At 65.4% G+C, this 17820-nt stretch carries 18 protein-coding genes and 1 riboswitch; of the genes, 8 read left to right on the plus strand and 10 right to left on the minus strand.

The window, feature by feature from the left end:
• Window positions 1-37 precede the first annotated feature (37 nt).
• Window positions 38-841 carry an enoyl-CoA hydratase-related protein gene (locus ACREBX_RS14725; protein ID WP_431562495.1) on the minus strand — a complete coding sequence of 268 codons (804 nt, stop codon included), beginning with the start codon at window positions 839-841 and terminating at the stop codon, window positions 38-40.
• 505 nt (window positions 842-1346) lie between these two features.
• On the opposite strand from ACREBX_RS14725, the gene ACREBX_RS14730 reads away from it, so the two are divergent.
• Window positions 1347-2114 carry a glutaminyl-peptide cyclotransferase gene (locus ACREBX_RS14730; RefSeq protein WP_431562496.1) on the plus strand — a complete coding sequence of 256 codons (768 nt, stop codon included), beginning with the start codon at window positions 1347-1349 and terminating at the stop codon, window positions 2112-2114.
• On the opposite strand, the gene ACREBX_RS14735 is transcribed toward ACREBX_RS14730, so the two are convergent.
• The 4 genes from ACREBX_RS14735 to ACREBX_RS14750 form a co-directional block, all read right to left on the minus strand.
• A complete protein-coding gene (locus ACREBX_RS14735; RefSeq protein ID WP_431562497.1) occupies window positions 2111-2791 on the minus strand; it encodes a DJ-1/PfpI family protein in 681 nt (226 codons plus the stop codon). The two genes, ACREBX_RS14730 and ACREBX_RS14735, sit on opposite strands and share 4 nt — an antisense overlap.
• A gap of 21 nt (window positions 2792-2812) precedes the next feature.
• Window positions 2813-2905, minus strand: a riboswitch (ZMP/ZTP riboswitch).
• 34 nt (window positions 2906-2939) lie between these two features.
• Window positions 2940-3158: a hypothetical protein gene (locus ACREBX_RS14740; protein ID WP_431562498.1), complete on the minus strand. Its 219-nt coding sequence runs from the start codon at window positions 3156-3158 to the stop codon at window positions 2940-2942.
• Between the two features lie 78 nt (window positions 3159-3236).
• Complete coding sequence (locus ACREBX_RS14745) at window positions 3237-3566, minus strand: entericidin EcnAB (RefSeq protein ID WP_431562499.1); 330 nt, start codon at window positions 3564-3566, stop codon at window positions 3237-3239.
• A 180-nt stretch (window positions 3567-3746) separates the two neighbouring features.
• A complete protein-coding gene (locus ACREBX_RS14750; RefSeq protein ID WP_058536846.1) occupies window positions 3747-4079 on the minus strand; it encodes a hypothetical protein in 333 nt (110 codons plus the stop codon).
• A 229-nt stretch (window positions 4080-4308) separates the two neighbouring features.
• On the opposite strand from ACREBX_RS14750, the gene ACREBX_RS14755 reads away from it, so the two are divergent.
• From ACREBX_RS14755 to ACREBX_RS14780, 6 genes are all read left to right on the plus strand, one after another.
• Complete coding sequence (locus ACREBX_RS14755) at window positions 4309-5295, plus strand: ArsR/SmtB family transcription factor (RefSeq protein WP_431562500.1); 987 nt, start codon at window positions 4309-4311, stop codon at window positions 5293-5295.
• Entirely contained in the window at window positions 5292-6233 is a 942-nt protein-coding gene (gene metF / locus ACREBX_RS14760) for a methylenetetrahydrofolate reductase (RefSeq protein ID WP_431562501.1), read from the plus strand. Before ACREBX_RS14755 ends, metF begins: the two co-directional genes overlap by 4 nt.
• On the plus strand, window positions 6230-7294 hold the full coding sequence (locus tag ACREBX_RS14765; protein WP_431562502.1) for a homocysteine S-methyltransferase family protein: 1065 nt from the start codon (window positions 6230-6232) through the stop codon (window positions 7292-7294). Before metF ends, ACREBX_RS14765 begins: the two co-directional genes overlap by 4 nt.
• Window positions 7295-7298: 4 nt before the next feature.
• Window positions 7299-7823 (plus strand): N-acetyltransferase family protein, encoded by a 525-nt coding sequence (locus ACREBX_RS14770; RefSeq protein ID WP_431562503.1) that lies wholly within the window; start codon window positions 7299-7301, stop codon window positions 7821-7823.
• A gap of 22 nt (window positions 7824-7845) precedes the next feature.
• Window positions 7846-10464, plus strand: coding sequence for a methionine synthase (gene metH, locus ACREBX_RS14775; protein ID WP_431562504.1), 2619 nt, complete (start codon window positions 7846-7848; stop codon window positions 10462-10464).
• A gap of 93 nt (window positions 10465-10557) precedes the next feature.
• Window positions 10558-11511 (plus strand): right-handed parallel beta-helix repeat-containing protein, encoded by a 954-nt coding sequence (locus ACREBX_RS14780; protein ID WP_431562505.1) that lies wholly within the window; start codon window positions 10558-10560, stop codon window positions 11509-11511.
• Between the two features lie 3 nt (window positions 11512-11514).
• Here the strand turns inward: ACREBX_RS14780 and ACREBX_RS14785 are convergent, their stop codons facing one another.
• The 5 genes from ACREBX_RS14785 to ACREBX_RS14805 all read right to left on the minus strand — a co-directional run bounded on the left by ACREBX_RS14785 (window position 11515) and on the right by ACREBX_RS14805 (window position 16044).
• Window positions 11515-12021, minus strand: coding sequence for a YbjN domain-containing protein (locus ACREBX_RS14785; RefSeq protein ID WP_431562506.1), 507 nt, complete (start codon window positions 12019-12021; stop codon window positions 11515-11517).
• Between the two features lie 99 nt (window positions 12022-12120).
• Window positions 12121-12477 carry an accessory factor UbiK family protein gene (locus ACREBX_RS14790; protein ID WP_431562507.1) on the minus strand — a complete coding sequence of 119 codons (357 nt, stop codon included), beginning with the start codon at window positions 12475-12477 and terminating at the stop codon, window positions 12121-12123.
• 35 nt (window positions 12478-12512) lie between these two features.
• Window positions 12513-13064 carry a TspO/MBR family protein gene (locus tag ACREBX_RS14795; RefSeq protein ID WP_431562508.1) on the minus strand — a complete coding sequence of 184 codons (552 nt, stop codon included), beginning with the start codon at window positions 13062-13064 and terminating at the stop codon, window positions 12513-12515.
• 60 nt (window positions 13065-13124) lie between these two features.
• The gene (locus ACREBX_RS14800; protein WP_431562554.1) at window positions 13125-13877 is read right to left on the minus strand and encodes a TlyA family RNA methyltransferase; all 753 of its coding nucleotides are present in this window, start codon (window positions 13875-13877) and stop codon (window positions 13125-13127) included.
• Window positions 13878-13980: 103 nt separating this feature from the next.
• The gene (locus ACREBX_RS14805; protein WP_431562509.1) at window positions 13981-16044 is read right to left on the minus strand and encodes a protein-disulfide reductase DsbD family protein; all 2064 of its coding nucleotides are present in this window, start codon (window positions 16042-16044) and stop codon (window positions 13981-13983) included.
• A gap of 99 nt (window positions 16045-16143) precedes the next feature.
• On the opposite strand from ACREBX_RS14805, the gene ACREBX_RS14810 reads away from it, so the two are divergent.
• Window positions 16144-17811, plus strand: coding sequence for an alkaline phosphatase family protein (locus tag ACREBX_RS14810; RefSeq protein WP_431562510.1), 1668 nt, complete (start codon window positions 16144-16146; stop codon window positions 17809-17811).
• Window positions 17812-17820: the final 9 nt, after the last annotated feature.

A 17820-nucleotide genomic window follows, 5' to 3' on the forward strand; every position in this document is an offset into this window, starting at 1 on the left:
CACCCCAACCCCTCCCCTGAAGGGGAGGGGCTTTAGATTACTTCCCCTTGAACTCGGTCTTGCGCTTCTGCTGGAAGGCCATGATGCCTTCCATCGCATCGGCGGTGCCGCCCGCGACGAACTGGCCCCTGGCCTCGGCGTCGAGCGTGGTCGCGAAATCCTGTGTCAAACCGTCGCGCAGGATCTTGCGCATCGTGCCGAGCGCGATGGTTGGGCCGTTCGCGAGCCGGTTGGCGAGCGCCTTCGCCTCGGTCATCAGGTCGGCATCCTCGACGCATTTATAGATCATGCCCCAATCGGCCGCCTGCTCGCCGCCGATCTTTTCGCCGAGCATCATCATCTGCAACGCGCGCGGCACGCCGATCAGGCGCGGCAGCAGCCACGACGAGCCGCCGTCGGGGACCAGGCCGATGTTGACGAATGCCTGCAGGAAATAGGCGCTCTTGCCCGCGATGGTGAAGTCGCCCGACAAAGCAAAACTGCATCCGACGCCCGCCGCGGGTCCGTTCACCGCGGTGATTACCGGAATGTCGAGATTGGCGAGTGCAAGCAGCATCGGGTTGTAATGACCGCGCAGCGCATTGCGGCTCCGCGCCCCGCCGCCGACGGCGCTCCCCCCCGACCGGTCGCCCGCCAGGTCGGCGCCCGAACAGAAACCGCGGCCTTCGCCGGTGATCAGCAGCGCCCGCGCGCCGAGGCCGGGCAGATGATCGAGTGCTTCGCGAATGTCATCGGCCATCGCGGGCGGCATCGAATTCAGCCGGTCGGGCCGGTTCAGCGTGATCGTCGCGACATGGTCGGCGAGTTCGAGCTTGATCGTGTCGAAGGTCGGAAGGGTCATGGGGAAGAATCCTCTCGCGGCAGCTTTACCTTTACGTTCACGTAAAGTTGTGACGTATTTGCGGGGGGAGCGCAAGGGGGAAGGCCGTGAAGAACAAGCGGCGGGTTTCGGCCAAAAGGCGACATCTCTTTATCGTCATCCCGGACTTGTCTTTATCGTCATCCCGGACTTGATCCGGGATCCATCGCCGCGCTGTCGTCATGGACCCCGGATCAAGTCGGCGATTATCCCCTTACGACATGTAAGCGGCTGTTCCCCGGCGAAGGCCGGGGCCCAGGGCGTCATCGGGCAACCGTGGCTTTCCAACGCTCTGGACCCCGGCCTTCGCCGGGGAACAGCTACATGTTCGAAAGGGACAGTCACCGACTTGATCCGGGGTCCATCCGGGCGCGCGGCGTCATGGATGCCCGATCAGATCCGGCATGACGAAGGATAAGGCGGGGTGACGAAATAGGGGAGGCGGGACATTGCCAGTTAAGGCGGTGCCGCATAGCTAGGGGCGGTGATGATGTTCGTCCTCGCCTTCGCGCTGTTCGCCGACCCCGCAGTCGCCACGCCTCCGGCGCCGGCGCCGATCGAGCGTTGTGGATACCGCATCGTCGAAACCTTCCCGCACGATGCCACCAGCTTCACCCAGGGTCTTTTCTGGGACGAGGGGCATCTTTACGAAGCCACCGGCCAATATGGTCAGTCGCGCGTGGCGCGGCTCGACCTCAAGACCGGCAAGGCGCTGGCGCAGACAAAGCTGCCGGCGGACCAGTTCGGCGAGGGCATCACGCGCTGGGGCGAACAGATCATCGGCGTGACCTGGCAGGGCGGCGTCGGCAATCGCTGGTCGATCAAGGATTTGAAGCCGGCCGGCACCTTCAAATATGACGGCGAGGGCTGGGGCCTCACGATGGCCGAGGGCAGCCTGGTGCTGAGCGACGGCACGACCGAGCTCCGCTTCTTCGATCCCGCGACGATGAAGGAGCAGAAGCGCGTCACGGTGCGCTTCGGCGGCCGGCCGCTCTCGATGCTCAACGAGCTCGAGACGATCGACGGCCAGATCTGGGCGAATATCTGGATGACCGATTTCATCGTCCGCATCGATCCCGCGACCGGCAATGTCGTCTCGCTCGTCGACCTGACGGGGCTCAAGGCCGATGCGGGTGTCAGCGGGACCGACAGCGTGCTCAACGGCATTGCATGGGACGCGAAAAAGAAGCGTCTGTTCGTGACCGGCAAATATTGGCCGAAGCTATACGAAATCGCGCTCGCGGGCTGCCGCTAACCGCGCGACAGCGCCGCCTCCATTCGCGCCGCCGCGGCGTTATAGACATGTTCTTTCAGGCCCGCGGTGATCGCCTTGGGCGCGCGGTCGGGATGGCCGCCGGGGAAGGGCGGTGCCGGATCATATTCGATCGCGAGTTGGATCGCCTGCGCCACTGCATCGCCGCGCAGCCGGGAGATCAAGGTCAGCGCGAAATCCAGCCCCGAGGTCACGCCGCCGCTGGTGACGACATGGCCGTCCTCGACGACGCGGGCTTTGACCGGCTCGGCACCGACCAGCGGCAGCAGATGGGTATAGGCCCAGTGCGTCGTCGCGCGCTTGCCCGCGAGCAGTCCGGCACGGCCGAGCAGGAAAGCGCCGGTGCAGACGCTCGTCACCCACTGCGCGCCCGCGGCCTGCCGCGCGATGAAATCGATCGTCGCGGCATCGCCGAGCGCATCCGCCACGCCATGCCCGCCGGGGATGCACAGAATGTCGGCCTGCGGCGCGCCTGCGAAATCATGCGTCGGCACGATCGCGAAGCCGCTGTCGGTCATGATCGGATCGAGGGTCGCGGCAGTACCGGCGAGCGCCGCGCCGGGCATGCGCGAAAGCGCCTGTGCGGGCGCGGTGAAGTCGAGCTGGGTGATCCCGGGAAAGAGCAGGAAGACGATATTGGTGCTGGGCGTATCGGTCATGCGGATGTCCTTGCGTTGGCAGTGGATCACCCAGGCGCGCGGCTCATGACGGCCTGCCGGCCAGCCCCGCTTCCCGATGGGACCCCATCTTCAGCGCCAGTCGCGGGGCGCGCTCAATCTAACCCCTCGGTGCGACGAGGGGAAGGCGCTATTTGTCGGCGTTCGCTGGTTCGCCCGCCGTCTTGCTCGGCTCGGCCGGCGCAGCGCTGTCGCGGCTTTCGAGCATTTCGGCGGCATCGTCGAGCGCCTTCGCCTCGCTGACGGTCACGCCGCCGGGGCCGGGCTCATTGTCGGTGCGGCTGCATCCCGCTGTCGTCGTCAGGATCAGTATCGCGAGCGCGGCGCCCGTCATCCGAAGCTCGATCATCGCATGCGCTCCCATGAAAAAGGGCTCCATCCACGGTGGATGGAGCCCCCAATATCAGCCCGAAGGCGTGCCGACGACTTACTTCTTGTCGTTGGCTTCGGCCTTCTTGGTTTCTTCGGCGATATTGTCGCCGGCCTTGTCGGCGGCTTCGCCAGCGGCGTTCACGGTGCCTTCGACGGCATTGCCGGCCTTATCGGCGGCGGCGGCGGTCGCATCGGCGGCTTCGTCAGCGGCAGCAGCCGTCGCGTCGGCAGCGCCAGCGGCGGCATCGGCAGCGGCGTCGCCAGCCGCAGCGGCGTCGTCGCCCATGGAATCGGCGGTCTCGCTAGCAGCGTCCTGGGTCTTTTCCGAGCAGGCGGCGAGGCTGAAGGCCGCGGCGGCCATCGAGGCGATGATGATCTTGCGCATGATATTCCTTTCGAATGCAATGGCCGGGCGACGGCCATTGGGACTGAGAGTTAACGGCGGATCAGGGGCTTGGCAACTGCACTGCTTGATACCTGTCCCGAATGCAAAAGGGGCCACCGGCGAACCGGCGACCCCCCTTTGTCTTTGGCATTTCTTCGGCCTGAAAGGCCAAAAAGACGCTTACTTCTTGGCTTCTTCCATCGCGCCCTTGGCAGCGTCGGCAGCTTCCTTGGCAGCGTCGGCAGCTTCGGTCGCCTTGTCGGCAGCCTTGGCAGCGTCGCCCGAGGCGGCCGCATCGCCAGCGGCGTCGGCAGCAGCGCCGGCTTCGCCAGCAGCCGCGGCGGTCGCGTCGGCAGCGCCTTCAGCAGCTTCCATCGCGCCATCGGCAGCGCCCTCGACGGTCGCCGCTGCGTCTTCGGTTGCAGCAGCCGTGTCGTCGGCGGCCTTTTCGGCGCAAGCAGCGAGGCCCATCGAGGCGGCGAGGACGAGCGACAGAGTGATCGATTTCTTCATTTGGGAATACCCCTCTCGGTTTGAACTGACCGATCGGCACAGGAACTGATCGATCCCGAATTTTGCCAATCGCGCGCAGAATTACCCCCTCGCCAAATGGCGCGCAACGCCCTTTTTGCGGGAGCTTGCCTGTTTCGTCGCAATTCGGTCCCGGTTGGGGGGCGCGCGGCGGAAATTGTGGTGCGACGCTTGGTTGACCAGATATAAAGAAAGCTTTATATGTTGTTCCATGAGCGAGCTGATCGACATTTTCCGTGCCCTCGCGGACCCGACGCGATTGCGAGTCGTCGCGCTTTTGCGCGAGATGGAACTCGCGATCGGCGAATTGGCGGTTGTGCTCGATCAGAGCCAGCCGCGCGTGTCGCGCCATGTCCGGATCCTTGTCGAGGCCGGGATCGTCGAGCGGCGACGCGAAGGAAGCTGGGTTTTCCTGCGGATCGCGACCGGCGGCCCGGTCGCCGAGATTATCGGGCAAGCCGAAAAATGGCCCTTCTCCGCGCGCGAGACGCGGGTCATCGCGCATGATGCGCGGCGGTTGGCGGCGGTGCGCGACGAGCGCGCTGCGTCCGCCGAACGCTATTTCGCCGAACATGCCGCCGAATGGGATGCGATCCGTTCGCGCCACGTCGCCGAAAGCGAGGTCGAGGCCGCGATGCTGGCGATGATGCACAACCGTCGGCTCGGGCATTTGCTCGACATCGGTACGGGCACGGGCCGGATGGCCGAAATCTTCGCGCCGACCGTGCGCCGCATCACCGCGCTCGACCGCAGCCCCGAAATGCTACGCATCGCGCGCACCAAGCTGGAAGGGCAATCGGTCCCCGTCGACCTGCTCCAGGGCGACTTCTTGAATCTGCCGGTCGCCGATGCGAGCATCGACAGCATCGTCATTCACCAGGCGCTGCATTTCGCGCACGAGCCCGACCGCGTGATCGCCGAGGCGAGCCGGGTGCTGCGCGGCGGCGGCCATTTGCTCGTCGTCGATTTCGCGCCGCACGAGGACGAAGAGTTGCGCAATTTTGCGGCACACGCGCGCCTGGGCTTTTCGGACGCGCAAATCCGCGGCTGGTTCGCATCGGCCGGGCTGCTGCTGGAAAATACACAGACGCTGGAAGGCGGGGAGCTGGCCGTGAAGTTGTGGCTCGGCCGTCGTCGCAGCGACGAAGATCAACCTCCCGCCAGTGAAGGCGGACAAAGCAAAAGGCTTGCGGCATGACGTCGAATTTGAACTCGCTGGCAGAAGCGCGCCGCGCCGCGGCCTCGCCGCTGTTCGCCAATCTCGAAGGCGACATCGGCGTCAGCTTCGAATTCTTCCCGCCCAAAACCGAGAAGATGGAAGCGCAGCTGTGGGACACGTTCCGCACGCTCGAACCGCTTGGCCCCAGCTTCGTGTCGGTCACTTATGGCGCGGGCGGGTCGACGCGCGAGCGCACCCATGCGACCGTCGCGCGCATCGCCGCCGAAAGCGCCGTTCCGCCCGCCGCCCACCTTACCTGCGTCGAGGCGTCACGCGCCGAGATCGATGAGGTCGCGCATGCCTATTGGGACGCAGGGGTGCGGCATATCGTCGCGCTGCGCGGCGATGTCCCCGGCGGGGCGCCGTACCGCGCGCACCCCGATGGCTATGCCAATGCGATCGAACTCGTCGCGGGACTGAAGGCGATTGCGCCCTTCGACATTTCGGTTGCCGCTTATCCGGAGATTCACCCCGACGCCGACTGCGCCGAATCCGATCTCGATAACCTCAAGCGCAAGCTCGATGCGGGCGCGACGCGCGCGATCACGCAATTCTTCTTCTCGCCCGACAGCTTCCTGCGCTTTCGCGACGCGGCAGCGGCGGCGGGCATCACCGCGCCGATCATCCCCGGCATCCTGCCTGTATCGAACGTGTCGCAGACGCGGCGCATGGCCGATATGTGCGGCACCGCGATTCCCGGCTGGATGATCTCGCTGTTCGAAGGGCTCGACGACCTGCCCGCCGCGCGCCAACTCGTTGCGGCGACGATCGCGGCCGAAATGTGCCGCCGGCTTTACGCAGGCGGGGTGCGTGATTTCCATTTCTACACGCTCAACCGCGCCGAACTGAGCTATGCCATCTGCCACCTCCTGGGCCTGCGTCCGGCGGCGGCGCCCGCGACGGAGAAAGCCGCATGACCGTCAATTTGACCAGCAACGCACGCGAAGCCCTGCAGGCGGCGGCAAAGGAGCGCATCCTGCTGACCGACGGCGGCTGGGGGACGCAGATCCAGCTCCGCAAACTGGTCGAAGCCGACTATGCCGGCAGCCTCGGCCTGACGCACGACCAAAAGGGCAATAACGACATCCTCGCGCTGACGCGCCCCGATGTCGTCACCGCGATCGGCGAAGCCTATCTGGCGGCGGGATCGGACATTGTGTCGACCAATACGTTCAGTGCCAACACGATCAGTCAGGCCGATTATGGCGCCGAACATCTGGTCGCCGACATCAACCATGAAAGCGCGCGGCTGGGCCGCGAGGCGGCGGACAAATATGAAGCGATGGACGGCCGTCGCCGCTTCATCGCGGGCGCGGTCGGGCCGACGAACAAGACGCTGTCACTGTCGCCCGACGTCAACAACCCCGGCTATCGCGAAATCGATTTCGACGAGCTGAAAGACGTTTATCTGGGTCAGGTCGTCGCGCTGGCCGAAGGCGGCGCCGACTTCATCCTGATCGAGACGATCTTCGACACGCTCAACGCCAAGGCGGGAATCGCTGCGACGCTCGAGGCCGAGGCGAAGGTCGGGCGCGAGTTGCCGCTGATGATTTCGATGACGCTCACCGACCTGTCGGGGCGCAACCTGTCGGGGCATACGGTCGAAGCCTTCTGGTATGCCGTTCGCCATGCCAGGCCGTTGACGATCGGACTCAACTGCTCGTTCGGCGCGGCGCAGCTTCGCCCGCATGTGCGCGTGCTCTCCGACATCGCCGACGCGCTGGTGATGGTCTACCCGAACGCGGGCCTGCCCAACGAACTCGGCGAATATGACGAGATGCCCGACACGACCGCAGGTCTCGTGCGCGAATGGGCCGAACATGGTCAGGTCAACATTCTCGGCGGCTGCTGCGGGTCGACGCCGGCGCATATCGCGGCGATGGCGAAGGCGGTTGCCGGCCTCGCGCCGCGGCATATTCCGGAGGTTCCAGTGCGCACGCGGCTCGCGGGGCTCGAACCCTTCACCATGGCGGCCTGAACCGATGACCGACATTCCGACATGGACGATCCGCGACGCCGGAGCGAATGACGCGTCGGCGCTCGCGCTGATCGGCGCGGCGACCTTTCTCGAAACCTTCGCGGGCATCCTCGACGGCGATGCGATCGTCGGCCATTGCGCTGCACAGCATAATGAAGCGGCCTATCTGGCCTATCTCGCGGACGGGGGCCGGGCGTGGATCGCCGAGGCACAGCCAGGCGGTGCGCCGATCGGATTTGCGCTCGTTGGCAAACCGGACCTCGCCGCGGCGCTTGAAGGCGATATCGAGTTAAAGCGCATCTATTCGCTGTCGCGTTTCCACGGCTCGGGGCTGGGCGCGGCGTTGATGAAGCAGGCGCTGGAAGCGGCGAGCGGCCATCGCCGTCTGCTTCTGGGCGTCTATGCCGGCAACGAACGTGCGCTCGCCTTCTATCGCAAGCAGGGGTTCGCCGACCTTGGCACGCGCCAGTTCAATGTCGGCGGCAAACTTTACGACGATCTCGTCCTCGCGCGCCCGCTCGCTGCCTAATACTCAATTTCAGGATACCCCGATGACCACCGCCGCCTCTTCCAGCTTCGTCAACATTGGCGAGCGCACCAACGTCACCGGATCGGCGGCGTTCAAGAAGCTGATCCTCGCCGACGATTATGCCGCGGCGGTCGAGGTTGCACGCCAGCAGGTCGAGAATGGCGCGCAGGTCATCGACGTCAACATGGACGAGGGTCTGCTCGACGCCGAATATGCGATGACGACCTTCCTGAAGCTCATCGCCGCCGAACCCGATATTGCGCGGGTTCCGGTGATGATCGACAGCTCGAAATGGAGCGTGATCGAGGCGGGCCTCAAATGCGTGCCGGGCAAGCCGATCGTCAACTCGATCAGCATGAAGGAAGGCGAGGGGCCGTTCCTCGTCCACGCGCGCAAGTGCATGGCCTATGGCGCGGCGGTCGTCGTGATGGCGTTCGACGAGGTCGGACAGGCCGATACGATGCAACGCAAGATCGAGATTTGCGAGCGTGCCTATAAATTGCTGATGACCATCGGCTTTCCGCCCGAGGACATCATCTTCGACCCCAATGTCTTCGCGGTCGCGACGGGGCTCGAAGAGCATGACAATTATGCCGTCGACTTCATCGAGGCGGTGAAGATCATCCGCGTCCGCTGTCCGCACGTCCATTTCTCGGGCGGCCTGTCGAACCTGTCGTTCGGCTTTCGCGGCAACGAGACGGTGCGCCGCGCGATGCACAGCGTCTTCCTCTATTACGCGATTCCCGCCGGACTCGACATGGCGATCGTCAACGCGGGCCAGCTCGACGTCTATGACACCATCGACCCCGAACTGCGCCAGGCGTGCGAAGACGTCGTGCTCAACCGCAAGGTCGAGGGCGAGGCGGAATCGCCCACCGAACGCCTCATCGCCCTCGCCGAACGCTATAAAGGCACCAGTCCGGCACAGGAAAAGGCGGCCGAGGAATGGCGCGGCTGGCCGGTCGCCAAACGGCTCGAACATGCGCTGGTCAAGGGTATCGACGCCCATGTCGTCGACGACACCGAAGAGATGCGGCAACTGCTGCCGCGCCCGATCGAGGTGATCGAAGGGCCACTGATGGACGGCATGAACGTCGTCGGCGACCTGTTCGGGTCGGGCAAGATGTTCCTGCCGCAGGTCGTGAAATCGGCGCGCGTGATGAAGAAGGCGGTCGCGCATTTGCTGCCCTTCATCGAGGCGGCGAAAGAACCCGGATCAAAGGGCAAGGGCAAGGTCGTGATGGCGACCGTCAAGGGCGATGTCCATGACATCGGCAAGAATATCGTCGGCGTGGTGCTCCAGTGCAACGGCTTCGAGATCGTCGACCTGGGCGTGATGGTCCCCTGGTCGAAAATCCTCGAGGCGGCGAACGAGAACGACGCCGACATGATTGGCCTGTCGGGCCTGATCACCCCCTCGCTCGACGAGATGGTGACCGTCGCCGAGGAGATGCAGCGCGCCGGGATGACGATGCCGCTGCTGATCGGCGGCGCGACGACGTCGAAAGTGCACACCGCGCTGCGCATCGATGTCGCGTACAAGGGGCCGGTGCTCCACGTGCTCGACGCGAGCCGCGCCGTCGGTGTTGCCACCGCGCTGGTCAGCGACACCGGGCGCGATGCCTATGTGAAGGGCTATAAGGACGATTACGAGCATGTCCGCGACGTGCGCGCCAACAAGGGGCAGAGCGCGCTGATCCCGATCGAGGATGCGCGCGCCAACGGCTTCGCGATCGACGAGCATATCCGGCCGTTTCCGCCCGAGAATCCCGGGGTGCATGTCTTCGACAATTGGGATCTCGCCGAACTGGTCGAGTGGATCGACTGGACGCCCTTCTTCCGCGCTTGGGAGCTCGCGGGCAATTATCCCGCGATCCTGACCGATAAGGTCGTCGGCGAAAGCGCGTCGAGCCTTTACGCCGACGCGCGCGCGATGCTCGACAAGATCATCGGCGAAGGCTGGCTGACCGCGCGCGGTGTCGCGGCGCTGTGGCCGTGTCGGCGCGAGGGCGACGATGTGATCATCCATCTCGAAGAGAGCGAAGAACATATACGCATCCCCTTCCTGCGCCAGCAGATCGCCAAGCGCGAAGGCCGTCCGAACATGTGCCTCGCCGATTTTGTCAGCCATGACGGCGACTGGATCGGCGGCTTTTCGGTCGCGATCCACGGCATCGAGCCGCACCTCGCACGCTTCAAGGCGGGGCATGACGATTATAACGACATCCTGCTGAAAGCGCTCGCCGACCGTTTTGCCGAGGCTTTTGCCGAGCGGCTGCACGCGCATGTGCGCACCGATCTGTGGGGCTATGCGCCCGGCGAACAGCTGACTCCCGACGCCATCGTCAAGGAAGAATATCGCGGCATTCGTCCGGCGCCGGGCTATCCGGCCTGCCCCGACCACAGCCTGAAGCCGATCCTGTTCGACCTGCTCGACGCGGGCAAGAATTCGGGCGCGATCCTGACCGAAAGCTTCGCGATGCTGCCGACCGCGGCGGTATCGGGTTTCTATTTCGGGCATCCCGATGCGAGCTATTTCGGCGTCGCGCGCGTGGGTCCCGACCAGCTCGCGGAATATGCCGGGCGGCGCGGCGTCGATATCGAAACCGCGACGCGCTGGCTGCGGCCCAATCTGGATTAACCTGCGTCCGGGCGCCTGTCCGATAAGGGGACAGGTGCACGATTAACCAGCTTCGCGAACGACGGACGTGCCGAAAGCCGCTATGGGCGGCGCATGTTCAAGGCAATTCTCCGTCGGCCCCTGTTGCCGCTGCTCGCCCTCCCGCTGCTTCTCGCGCCGATGCCGCTGCCCGCGCAGACCGGGGGCGCACCCTATAGCGTCGATGGCCGCGGTTTCGGACGGCTGCAGGACGCCGTCGATGCGATCGGCGAAGCCGAGGGCACGATCCGCATCGCCCCCGGCTATCATCGCGACTGCGCGGTGCAGACGGCGGGCCGCATCGCCTTCGTCGCGGTCGAGCCCGGCCGGGCGATCTTCGACGGCGTGACGTGCGAGGGCAAGGCGGCGCTGGTGCTGCGCGGCGGCGGCGCGCGCATCGACGGGATCGTGTTCCAGAATATGCGCGTCCCCGACGGCAATGGCGCGGGGATCCGCCTCGAACAAAGCAATCTCGACGTCGTCAACAGCCTGTTCCGCAACAGCGAGGAAGGGATTTTGACCGCCGACGATCCGGCGGCGACGCTGACGATCGACCGTTCGACCTTTTCGCGCCTCGGCCGCTGCGACCGCGGCCTCAGCTGCGCGCACAGCGTTTACACCGGGGTCTATGGCCGCGTCGTCGTCACCCGCACACGCTTTGAAAAGGGCAGCGGCGGCCATTATCTCAAGACCCGCTCGCCGCACGTCGAAATCCGCGACAACAGCTTCGACGATACACAGGGCACAACGACCAATTACCTGATCGACTTGCCTGCGGGATCGACCGGACGGATCGTCAACAACCTGATGATCCAGGGACGCGAAAAGGAAAATTACGGGGCGTTGATCGCGATCGCCGCGGAGGCGCGCGATAATCCGTCGCGCGGGCTGGTCATCGAAGGCAATCGTGCGACCGTTCCGCAAGGCACCGGCCGCAAGACGCTCTTCGTCGCCGACTGGAGCGGCGAGGCGCTGGCGATCGGGCCGAACGAACTGGGGCCGGGGCTGACCCGCTTCGAGAAGATTTAAGGCTTACGCCTCGCCGCGCGTTTCGATGAGCGACGCGGCGAGTGCTTCGGCGGGCGATTTGCCGCCCCACAGCACGAACTGAAAGACGGGGTAAAAGCGCTCGCATTCGTCGATCGCGCTTTCGATCAGCGTTTCGGTCATGTCGAGGGGCAGCGATGCGTCGGCGCCGAGCAGCATGCCGTGGCGGAACAGGATCGTGCCGCTGTTCGACCAGAGCTCGAAATGGCCGAGCCACAATTGTTCGTTGATCAATGCGAGCGCCTCGTGCGCGACAGCGCGCTTGTCCTCGACGACGCGAATGTCGGGGAAGGCGAGGAGCTGGATCACGCCGTCGTCGGCGCGCCACACGGCGCGCAGTTCATAGGTCGTCCAGCTGCCCTGTGCGGTGGCGACGATCTCGTCCTCGCCCACCATTTCGTGTGGCCAGTCGTGCGCGGCAAAGTAGGACGCCAGCATCTCCATCGGGGCTGCGTCCTGGCCGTCATCGTCGTCGTAAATATCGTCACTCATGCGCGCGCCTTAGCCCGGATGGTGCGATGACGCGAGTCCGCGTCCCGTGCCATCCGGGGAATATTTTGTGCATAAACTACCAAAAGCGTGTCGCGCGTCTTAGCTCTTGGGCTTGCGCGCCGCGGGCTTGGCAGCGGGTTTCGCGGCCGACTTCGCAACGGCAGGCTTTGCCGCGGCCTTCGGCGCCGCCGCAGCCTTGGGAGCAGCCGCGGGCTTCGCCACGCCTTCCAGCTTGTCGAGCCTCGCCTTCAGCGCTTCGGCCTCGGCGCGCGCCGTAGCGGCCATTTTCTTCACAGCCTCGAATTCCTCGCGGCTGACGAAATCCATGCGGCCAACCCATTCCTTGGCGCGGTCGCGCATCGCGGACTCGGCTTCGCGGCCGGCGCCGGCAACGGTTCCGGCAATGCCGTTCACCATCTTGGCGAGGTCGTCGAAAAAGCGGTTTTCGCTCTGCATGTCATATTCCTTCGTAGGGGTCGGTCCCCTTGCCGTCACCCTATCTGGGTGCTGGCGGCAGCGGGGACAAGGGTTTCGGCATCGGGATTGCGCTGATCGATCTGGAAATTGAGGATCGCGGCAAAGCTCAGCCAGATCATATAGGGCACGAGCAGCCACGCCGCCGCCTTGCGGATCGGCGCAAAGGCGAAGGCGGTCGCGACCGTCACCATCAGGATGAAGATGATCACATAGAGCGCGGTCGTCACCTGATGCTGCCCGAAGAACAGCGGCGACCAGGCGAAATTCGCAATCAGTTGGACGAAGAAGAGCAGCAGCGCAAAACCGCGTCCCTTCGCGCCGCGCGCGTGCAGGATCATCGCGAGCGACAGGCCGAGGCAGATGTAAAGGATCGGCCAGACGGTGCCGAACACCCAGCCCGGCGGCGTGATCGGTGGCAGGTCGAGCGCGGCGAACCAGCGATTGCCATAGCCGCTGTTCGACAGCAGCCCCGACAGGCTGCCCGCAAGCACGATCGCCGGCACGGTGACGAGCGCCCAGCGCAGATAGGACATGCGAAGCTGTCCCGGCGTTGCGATTTCGGTCATGTCCGCATTATCCCCCACACGCGAATCCGTTGCATGGTGTCGCGATTGTGCGGCGCAGCGTCAAGCGGCTCGCTTCACCGCAGCGATCAGAAATTCGACATTTCCTTCGGGGCCGGTGATCGGGCTTTCGACGAGGTCGACGACGTCCCAGCCTTCGCCGGTCAGCCAGCCCTGCACTTCGGCGCAAACGCGCGCATGCACCGCGGCATCGCGGACGACGCCTTTCTTGCCGACCTCATGCCGCTCGGCCTCGAACTGTGGCTTGATCAGCGCGACGATGCGCGCTCCGTCTTTCGCAAATGACATCGGCACCGGCAGCACCTTCGACAGTGCGATAAAGCTTGCGTCGCAGACGATCAGGTCGACGGGTTCGGGGATGTGTGTCGGCGTCAGGATGCGCGCGCTCGTCTGTTCGTGGACGATGACACGCTCGTCCTGCCGCAGCTTCCACGCGAGTTGGTTGGTGCCAGAGTCGACGGCATAGACGCGCACCGCGCCGCGGCTCAGCAGCACGTCGGTGAAGCCGCCGGTCGACGATCCGACGTCGATCGCGACCGCACCCGTGACGTCCCAACCGGGATGCGAAGCCAGGTGATTCAGGGCATGGTCGAGCTTGATCCCGCCGCGCGACACCCAGGGATGGTCGCGGCCCTTGACGCTGATCTCGGCATCTGCCGCGACCTGCTGACCCGCCTTGTCGATCTTGCGGTCGCCGACGAAGGCGAGCCCCGCAAGGATCAGCGCCTGCGCGCGCGTCCGGCTTTCGGCGAGGCCGCGGTCGACGAGCAATTGGTCGGCGCGCTGTTTGGTCATCATATTTTCCCCGTCATTGCGAGGAGCGAAGCGACGCGGCAATCCAGAGTTGCGTAAAACGCTCTGGATTGCTTCGCTTCGCTCGCAATGACGATGGAAGGAGTCATTTCTGCGCCTTTTCCGTCAAAATCCCCGGCGTCAGGATCTGCGGCAGGATTTCCGGTTTTGCAGTATTCGGCGCGTACCAGAGATAGAGTGGCACGCTGTTGCGGCCATGTTCGGCGAGCGTCCGCGTGATGGCCGGATCGCCATTGGTCCAGTCGCCGACGAGCGTGACGACCCCCGCCTTGGCGAACGCGGTCTGCACTGCTTCGCGATTGATCGCCCCTGCCTCATTCGCCTTGCACGACAGGCACCAGTCGGCAGTGAAATAGACGAAGACGGGCTTGCCAGTGGCGCGCGCCTTGGCGAGCGCGTCGGCAGAGAAGGTGGATTCGATACCGTCGGCGGTGCGTTGGGCCTCGGCGACTTCGGTCACTGTGCCCGCGAGGCTGACAAGGAAGAGCAGGCCCGAGGCGAACAGCAGCCACGACCGGCGGTCACCCCGCTGGATCGAGCCATAGTGCGTGAGCAGGACAAGCGCCATCGCGACGGCAAGGATCGGCCACATCAACTGCTCGCCGCTGCCAAGCTGCCGCCACAGCAGCCACGCCAGGGCGAGCGTGGTTAGCCCCATCGGCAGCGCCATCCATTTGCGGAAGCGATCCATCCACGGCCCCGGCTTGGGCAGCCGATTTCTGAGCGCCGGGATGAAGCCGATGGCGAGGAAGGGGAGGGCAAGGCCCAGTCCCAGCCCGCCGAAGATCGGTAACGCCGCCCAAGCGGGCAGCACCAGCGTCGCGCCGAGCGCCGCGCCAAGCAATGGGCCGCTGCACGGCGTCGCAACGAATGCGGCCAGTGCGCCGGTCCAGAAACCGCCCGCCGCTCCGCCCTTGTCGGCAAGCGCCTGCCCGCGGCCGAACGATGGCAGTTCATAGGCGCCAAGCAGATTGATCGTGATCGCCAGCGCGAGGATCAGCAGCGCAAGCACGCTCAGCGGATGCTGCAGTTGGAATGCCCAGCCGACCTGCTCGCCCACGGCGCGGAGCGCGAGCAGCGCGCCGCCGAGAACGAGCGCGGTGACGATGGCGCCCGCGGTGTATGCGATCGCCTCGACCTTCGCGCTTCGCGCATCACCGCCCGAGCGCGCCAGACTGAGCGCCTTCAGGCTCAATATCGGGAAGACGCACGGCATCAGATTGAGGATCAGCCCGCCGAGGATCGCGCCGCCGAGCGCCGTCCAGAACAGGTCCATATCGATGCCGCCGGCTTTCCCGCCGATTGTCTCGCCGGCGGCGGGCACCGCGCCGGGTTCGAGCGTCAACGACAGCCCGCGCCCGCCGCCGAGCTTCAGCAGCGCCGAAACCGGCCCCGCCTTTTCGCCCTTCACGCGCGTTTCGACGATGATGTGGTCGCCATTGCGGCTGAAGCGTTGCCGCGCGGCATAATCGACCACATCCTGCGTTTCGACGAACAGGTGCGGCGCGTCGATCGCGGTGCTGGCGGGGAGGGGGATGGCAAAGCGCACCATGTCGCCGCGCTTTTCCCAAGTGCCATGGCGGTCGAGCGGCTGTGGCAGCAGCGCGCGCCAGCCGTCGAATCGGGCGCGCTCGGGGCGCGCGATCTTGCCATCGCCCGCTTTCAGCGCGACCGAAATCACCGCTTTTTCGGGCACGCACACCTTGTCGGTGCAGGCGAGCCAATTCGCGACGCCCGACAGCGTCAGGTCGGTGCCCGGCGTAACATTCTTGTCGACCTGCACCTCGGCGAGCAGCGCATAAGGATGCTCATAGACATGGTTCATCATGCCAAAGAGGATCAGCGCATCGGGCACCGGATAGCGGAAGGGCGCGATCGTCACCCCCTCGGGCGCGTTCCAGTCGACCGACAGGCCAAAGCCCGCATCGCCGCCGTTGGCCCAATAGCCATGCCATGTCTTTTCGGGTGTCATCGTCAGCGCGAGTGTCGTGGCGTCGCCGGGTGCCGGGGCGGCCGATTCGGCCACAAGCTTCGGCTGAATATGCGTCGATTGCGCCGCCGCCGGGGTGGCCGCGAGCATGGCAAGCGCCAGCAATGCCAGCACCGCGCGCCATGTCTTTGTCACAAAGCCGTCTTTCCAGCGATCCATGCCCGTCCCGCGTCTGCCTGTCGTTCGAGGCTTGCCATATAGGCGGCTTTCGACGAGAGGACAGCCCGCGCTGACACCCTTAGGTTGGAGAAGCCGTCCGTGAAGCTGAAATATCTGTCCACTGCCCTTGCCGCCGTGCTTTGCCTTGCTGCTGCCGGAACCGGTCTTGCGCAGAATTCCGCGCCGCCGGTACAGAAGGTTACCGCCGCGACCCCGGCGCCGAAGCTCGTCGTGATGGTCGCGGTCGATCAGTTTTCAGCCGACCTCTTTGCCGAATATCGCGGGCATTTCACCGGCGGCCTCGCGCGGCTCGCGTCGGGGATCGTTTTCCCTTCGGGCTATCAGTCGCACGGCGCGACCGAAACCTGTCCCGGCCATTCGACGATCCTGACCGGCAACCACCCGGCACACACCGGGATTGTCGCCAATAATTATTTCGACCTGTCGGTCGCCCGCGCCGACAAGCGCGTCTATTGCGCCGAGGACGAGACGGTCGCGGGGACGACGTCGAAGAGCGGCGAATATGCGCCGTCGGTGAACCATCTGCTCGTCCCGACGCTCGGCGATCTGATGAAGGCGCGCGACCCGAAGGCGCAGGTCGTCTCGGTATCGGGCAAGGACCGTTCGGCGATCATGATGGGCGGGCGCCAGGCCGACGAGTTGATGTGGCTCGCACCCGCCGGGCTCACCAGCTATCGCGGCACGACCTTGTCGCCGACCGCGCAGCAGGCCAGCGCCGCGATCGCCGCGGCGATCAACCAGCCGCGCCCCGCGCTGACGCTTCCCGCCGATTGCACCACGCACGATATTGCGATCCCGCTCGAAAAGGGCGGCTCGGTCGGCACCGGCCGGATGGCGCGCGACGCCGGCGATTTCCGCCGCTTTCAGGCGTCGCCCGAAGCCGATGGCGCGGTGCTCGCGACCGCGGCGGCGCTGCGTCAGGTCCGCAAGATGGGTGAGGGCAGCGGAACCGACCTCCTCATCGTCGGCCTGTCGGCGACCGACTATGTCGGCCACAGCACCGGGACCGAAGGCAGCGAGATGTGCATCCAGATGGCGGGGCTCGACCGCGAGCTCGGCGATTTCTTTGCGCGGCTCGATGCGACGGGGATCGATTATGTCGTCGCGCTGACCGCCGACCATGGCGGCCACGATCTGCCCGAACGCAACCGCCAGAACGCCTGGCCCGATGCGCAGCGCATCGACAAGGCGCTGAACCCCGGCGCGATCGGCAAGGAAGTCGCCGAAAAGCTCGGCCTGCCGCAGCCCATTCTTTATGGCGACGGCGACGATTATTATTTCTCGAAGACGCTGACCGCGGCGCAGCGGGGGGCGGTACTCGCCGAAATCCTGCCGCGCCTGCGCGCCCATCCGCAGGTCGAGGCGGTGGTGACACGCGACCAGCTCGACGCACATCCGATCTCGAAACGCGCCCCCGATACGTGGAGCCTGCTCGACAAGCTGCGCGCCTCGTACAACCCGCAGCGTTCGGGCGATTTCATCATCGCGCTCAAGCCGCGGGTCACGCCGATCCCCGAATCGGGCATCGGCTATGTCGCGACGCACGGGTCGGTGTGGGATTATGACCGCCGCGTGCCGATCCTCTTCTGGCGCAAGGGGCTCGCGGGTTTCGAACAGCCGAATGCGGTGATGACGGTGGATATCATGCCGACGCTGGCGTCGGTCATCGGCGTTCCCGTCGATACGAACAAGATTGATGGCCGCTGCCTCGACCTGTTGTCGGGGCCCGAGAGCAGCTGTCGCTAAGGACAAGAA

Source organism: Sphingopyxis sp. (assembly GCF_050725655.1).
Lineage (GTDB): Bacteria > Pseudomonadota > Alphaproteobacteria > Sphingomonadales > Sphingomonadaceae > Sphingopyxis.

What these genes read in the sequence shown, in the direction of transcription:
- ACREBX_RS14780 (WP_431562505.1), top strand. Translation starts at nt 10,558, where the DNA reads ATGTTCAAGGCAATTCTCCGTCGGCCCCTGTTGCCGCTGCTCGCCCTC.
- ACREBX_RS14805 (WP_431562509.1), bottom strand. Translation starts at nt 16,044, where the DNA reads ATGGATCGCTGGAAAGACGGCTTTGTGACAAAGACATGGCGCGCGGTG.
- ACREBX_RS14755 (WP_431562500.1), top strand. Translation starts at nt 4,309, where the DNA reads ATGAGCGAGCTGATCGACATTTTCCGTGCCCTCGCGGACCCGACGCGA.
- ACREBX_RS14765 (WP_431562502.1), top strand. Translation starts at nt 6,230, where the DNA reads ATGACCGTCAATTTGACCAGCAACGCACGCGAAGCCCTGCAGGCGGCG.
- ACREBX_RS14785 (WP_431562506.1), bottom strand. Translation starts at nt 12,021, where the DNA reads ATGAGTGACGATATTTACGACGACGATGACGGCCAGGACGCAGCCCCG.
- ACREBX_RS14800 (WP_431562554.1), bottom strand. Translation starts at nt 13,877, where the DNA reads ATGACCAAACAGCGCGCCGACCAATTGCTCGTCGACCGCGGCCTCGCC.
- metF (WP_431562501.1), top strand. Translation starts at nt 5,292, where the DNA reads ATGACGTCGAATTTGAACTCGCTGGCAGAAGCGCGCCGCGCCGCGGCC.
- metH (WP_431562504.1), top strand. Translation starts at nt 7,846, where the DNA reads ATGACCACCGCCGCCTCTTCCAGCTTCGTCAACATTGGCGAGCGCACC.
- ACREBX_RS14730 (WP_431562496.1), top strand. Translation starts at nt 1,347, where the DNA reads ATGATGTTCGTCCTCGCCTTCGCGCTGTTCGCCGACCCCGCAGTCGCC.
- ACREBX_RS14740 (WP_431562498.1), bottom strand. Translation starts at nt 3,158, where the DNA reads ATGATCGAGCTTCGGATGACGGGCGCCGCGCTCGCGATACTGATCCTG.
- ACREBX_RS14725 (WP_431562495.1), bottom strand. Translation starts at nt 841, where the DNA reads ATGACCCTTCCGACCTTCGACACGATCAAGCTCGAACTCGCCGACCAT.
- ACREBX_RS14795 (WP_431562508.1), bottom strand. Translation starts at nt 13,064, where the DNA reads ATGACCGAAATCGCAACGCCGGGACAGCTTCGCATGTCCTATCTGCGC.
- ACREBX_RS14770 (WP_431562503.1), top strand. Translation starts at nt 7,299, where the DNA reads ATGACCGACATTCCGACATGGACGATCCGCGACGCCGGAGCGAATGAC.
- ACREBX_RS14745 (WP_431562499.1), bottom strand. Translation starts at nt 3,566, where the DNA reads ATGCGCAAGATCATCATCGCCTCGATGGCCGCCGCGGCCTTCAGCCTC.
- ACREBX_RS14735 (WP_431562497.1), bottom strand. Translation starts at nt 2,791, where the DNA reads ATGACCGATACGCCCAGCACCAATATCGTCTTCCTGCTCTTTCCCGGG.
- ACREBX_RS14750 (WP_058536846.1), bottom strand. Translation starts at nt 4,079, where the DNA reads ATGAAGAAATCGATCACTCTGTCGCTCGTCCTCGCCGCCTCGATGGGC.
- ACREBX_RS14790 (WP_431562507.1), bottom strand. Translation starts at nt 12,477, where the DNA reads ATGCAGAGCGAAAACCGCTTTTTCGACGACCTCGCCAAGATGGTGAAC.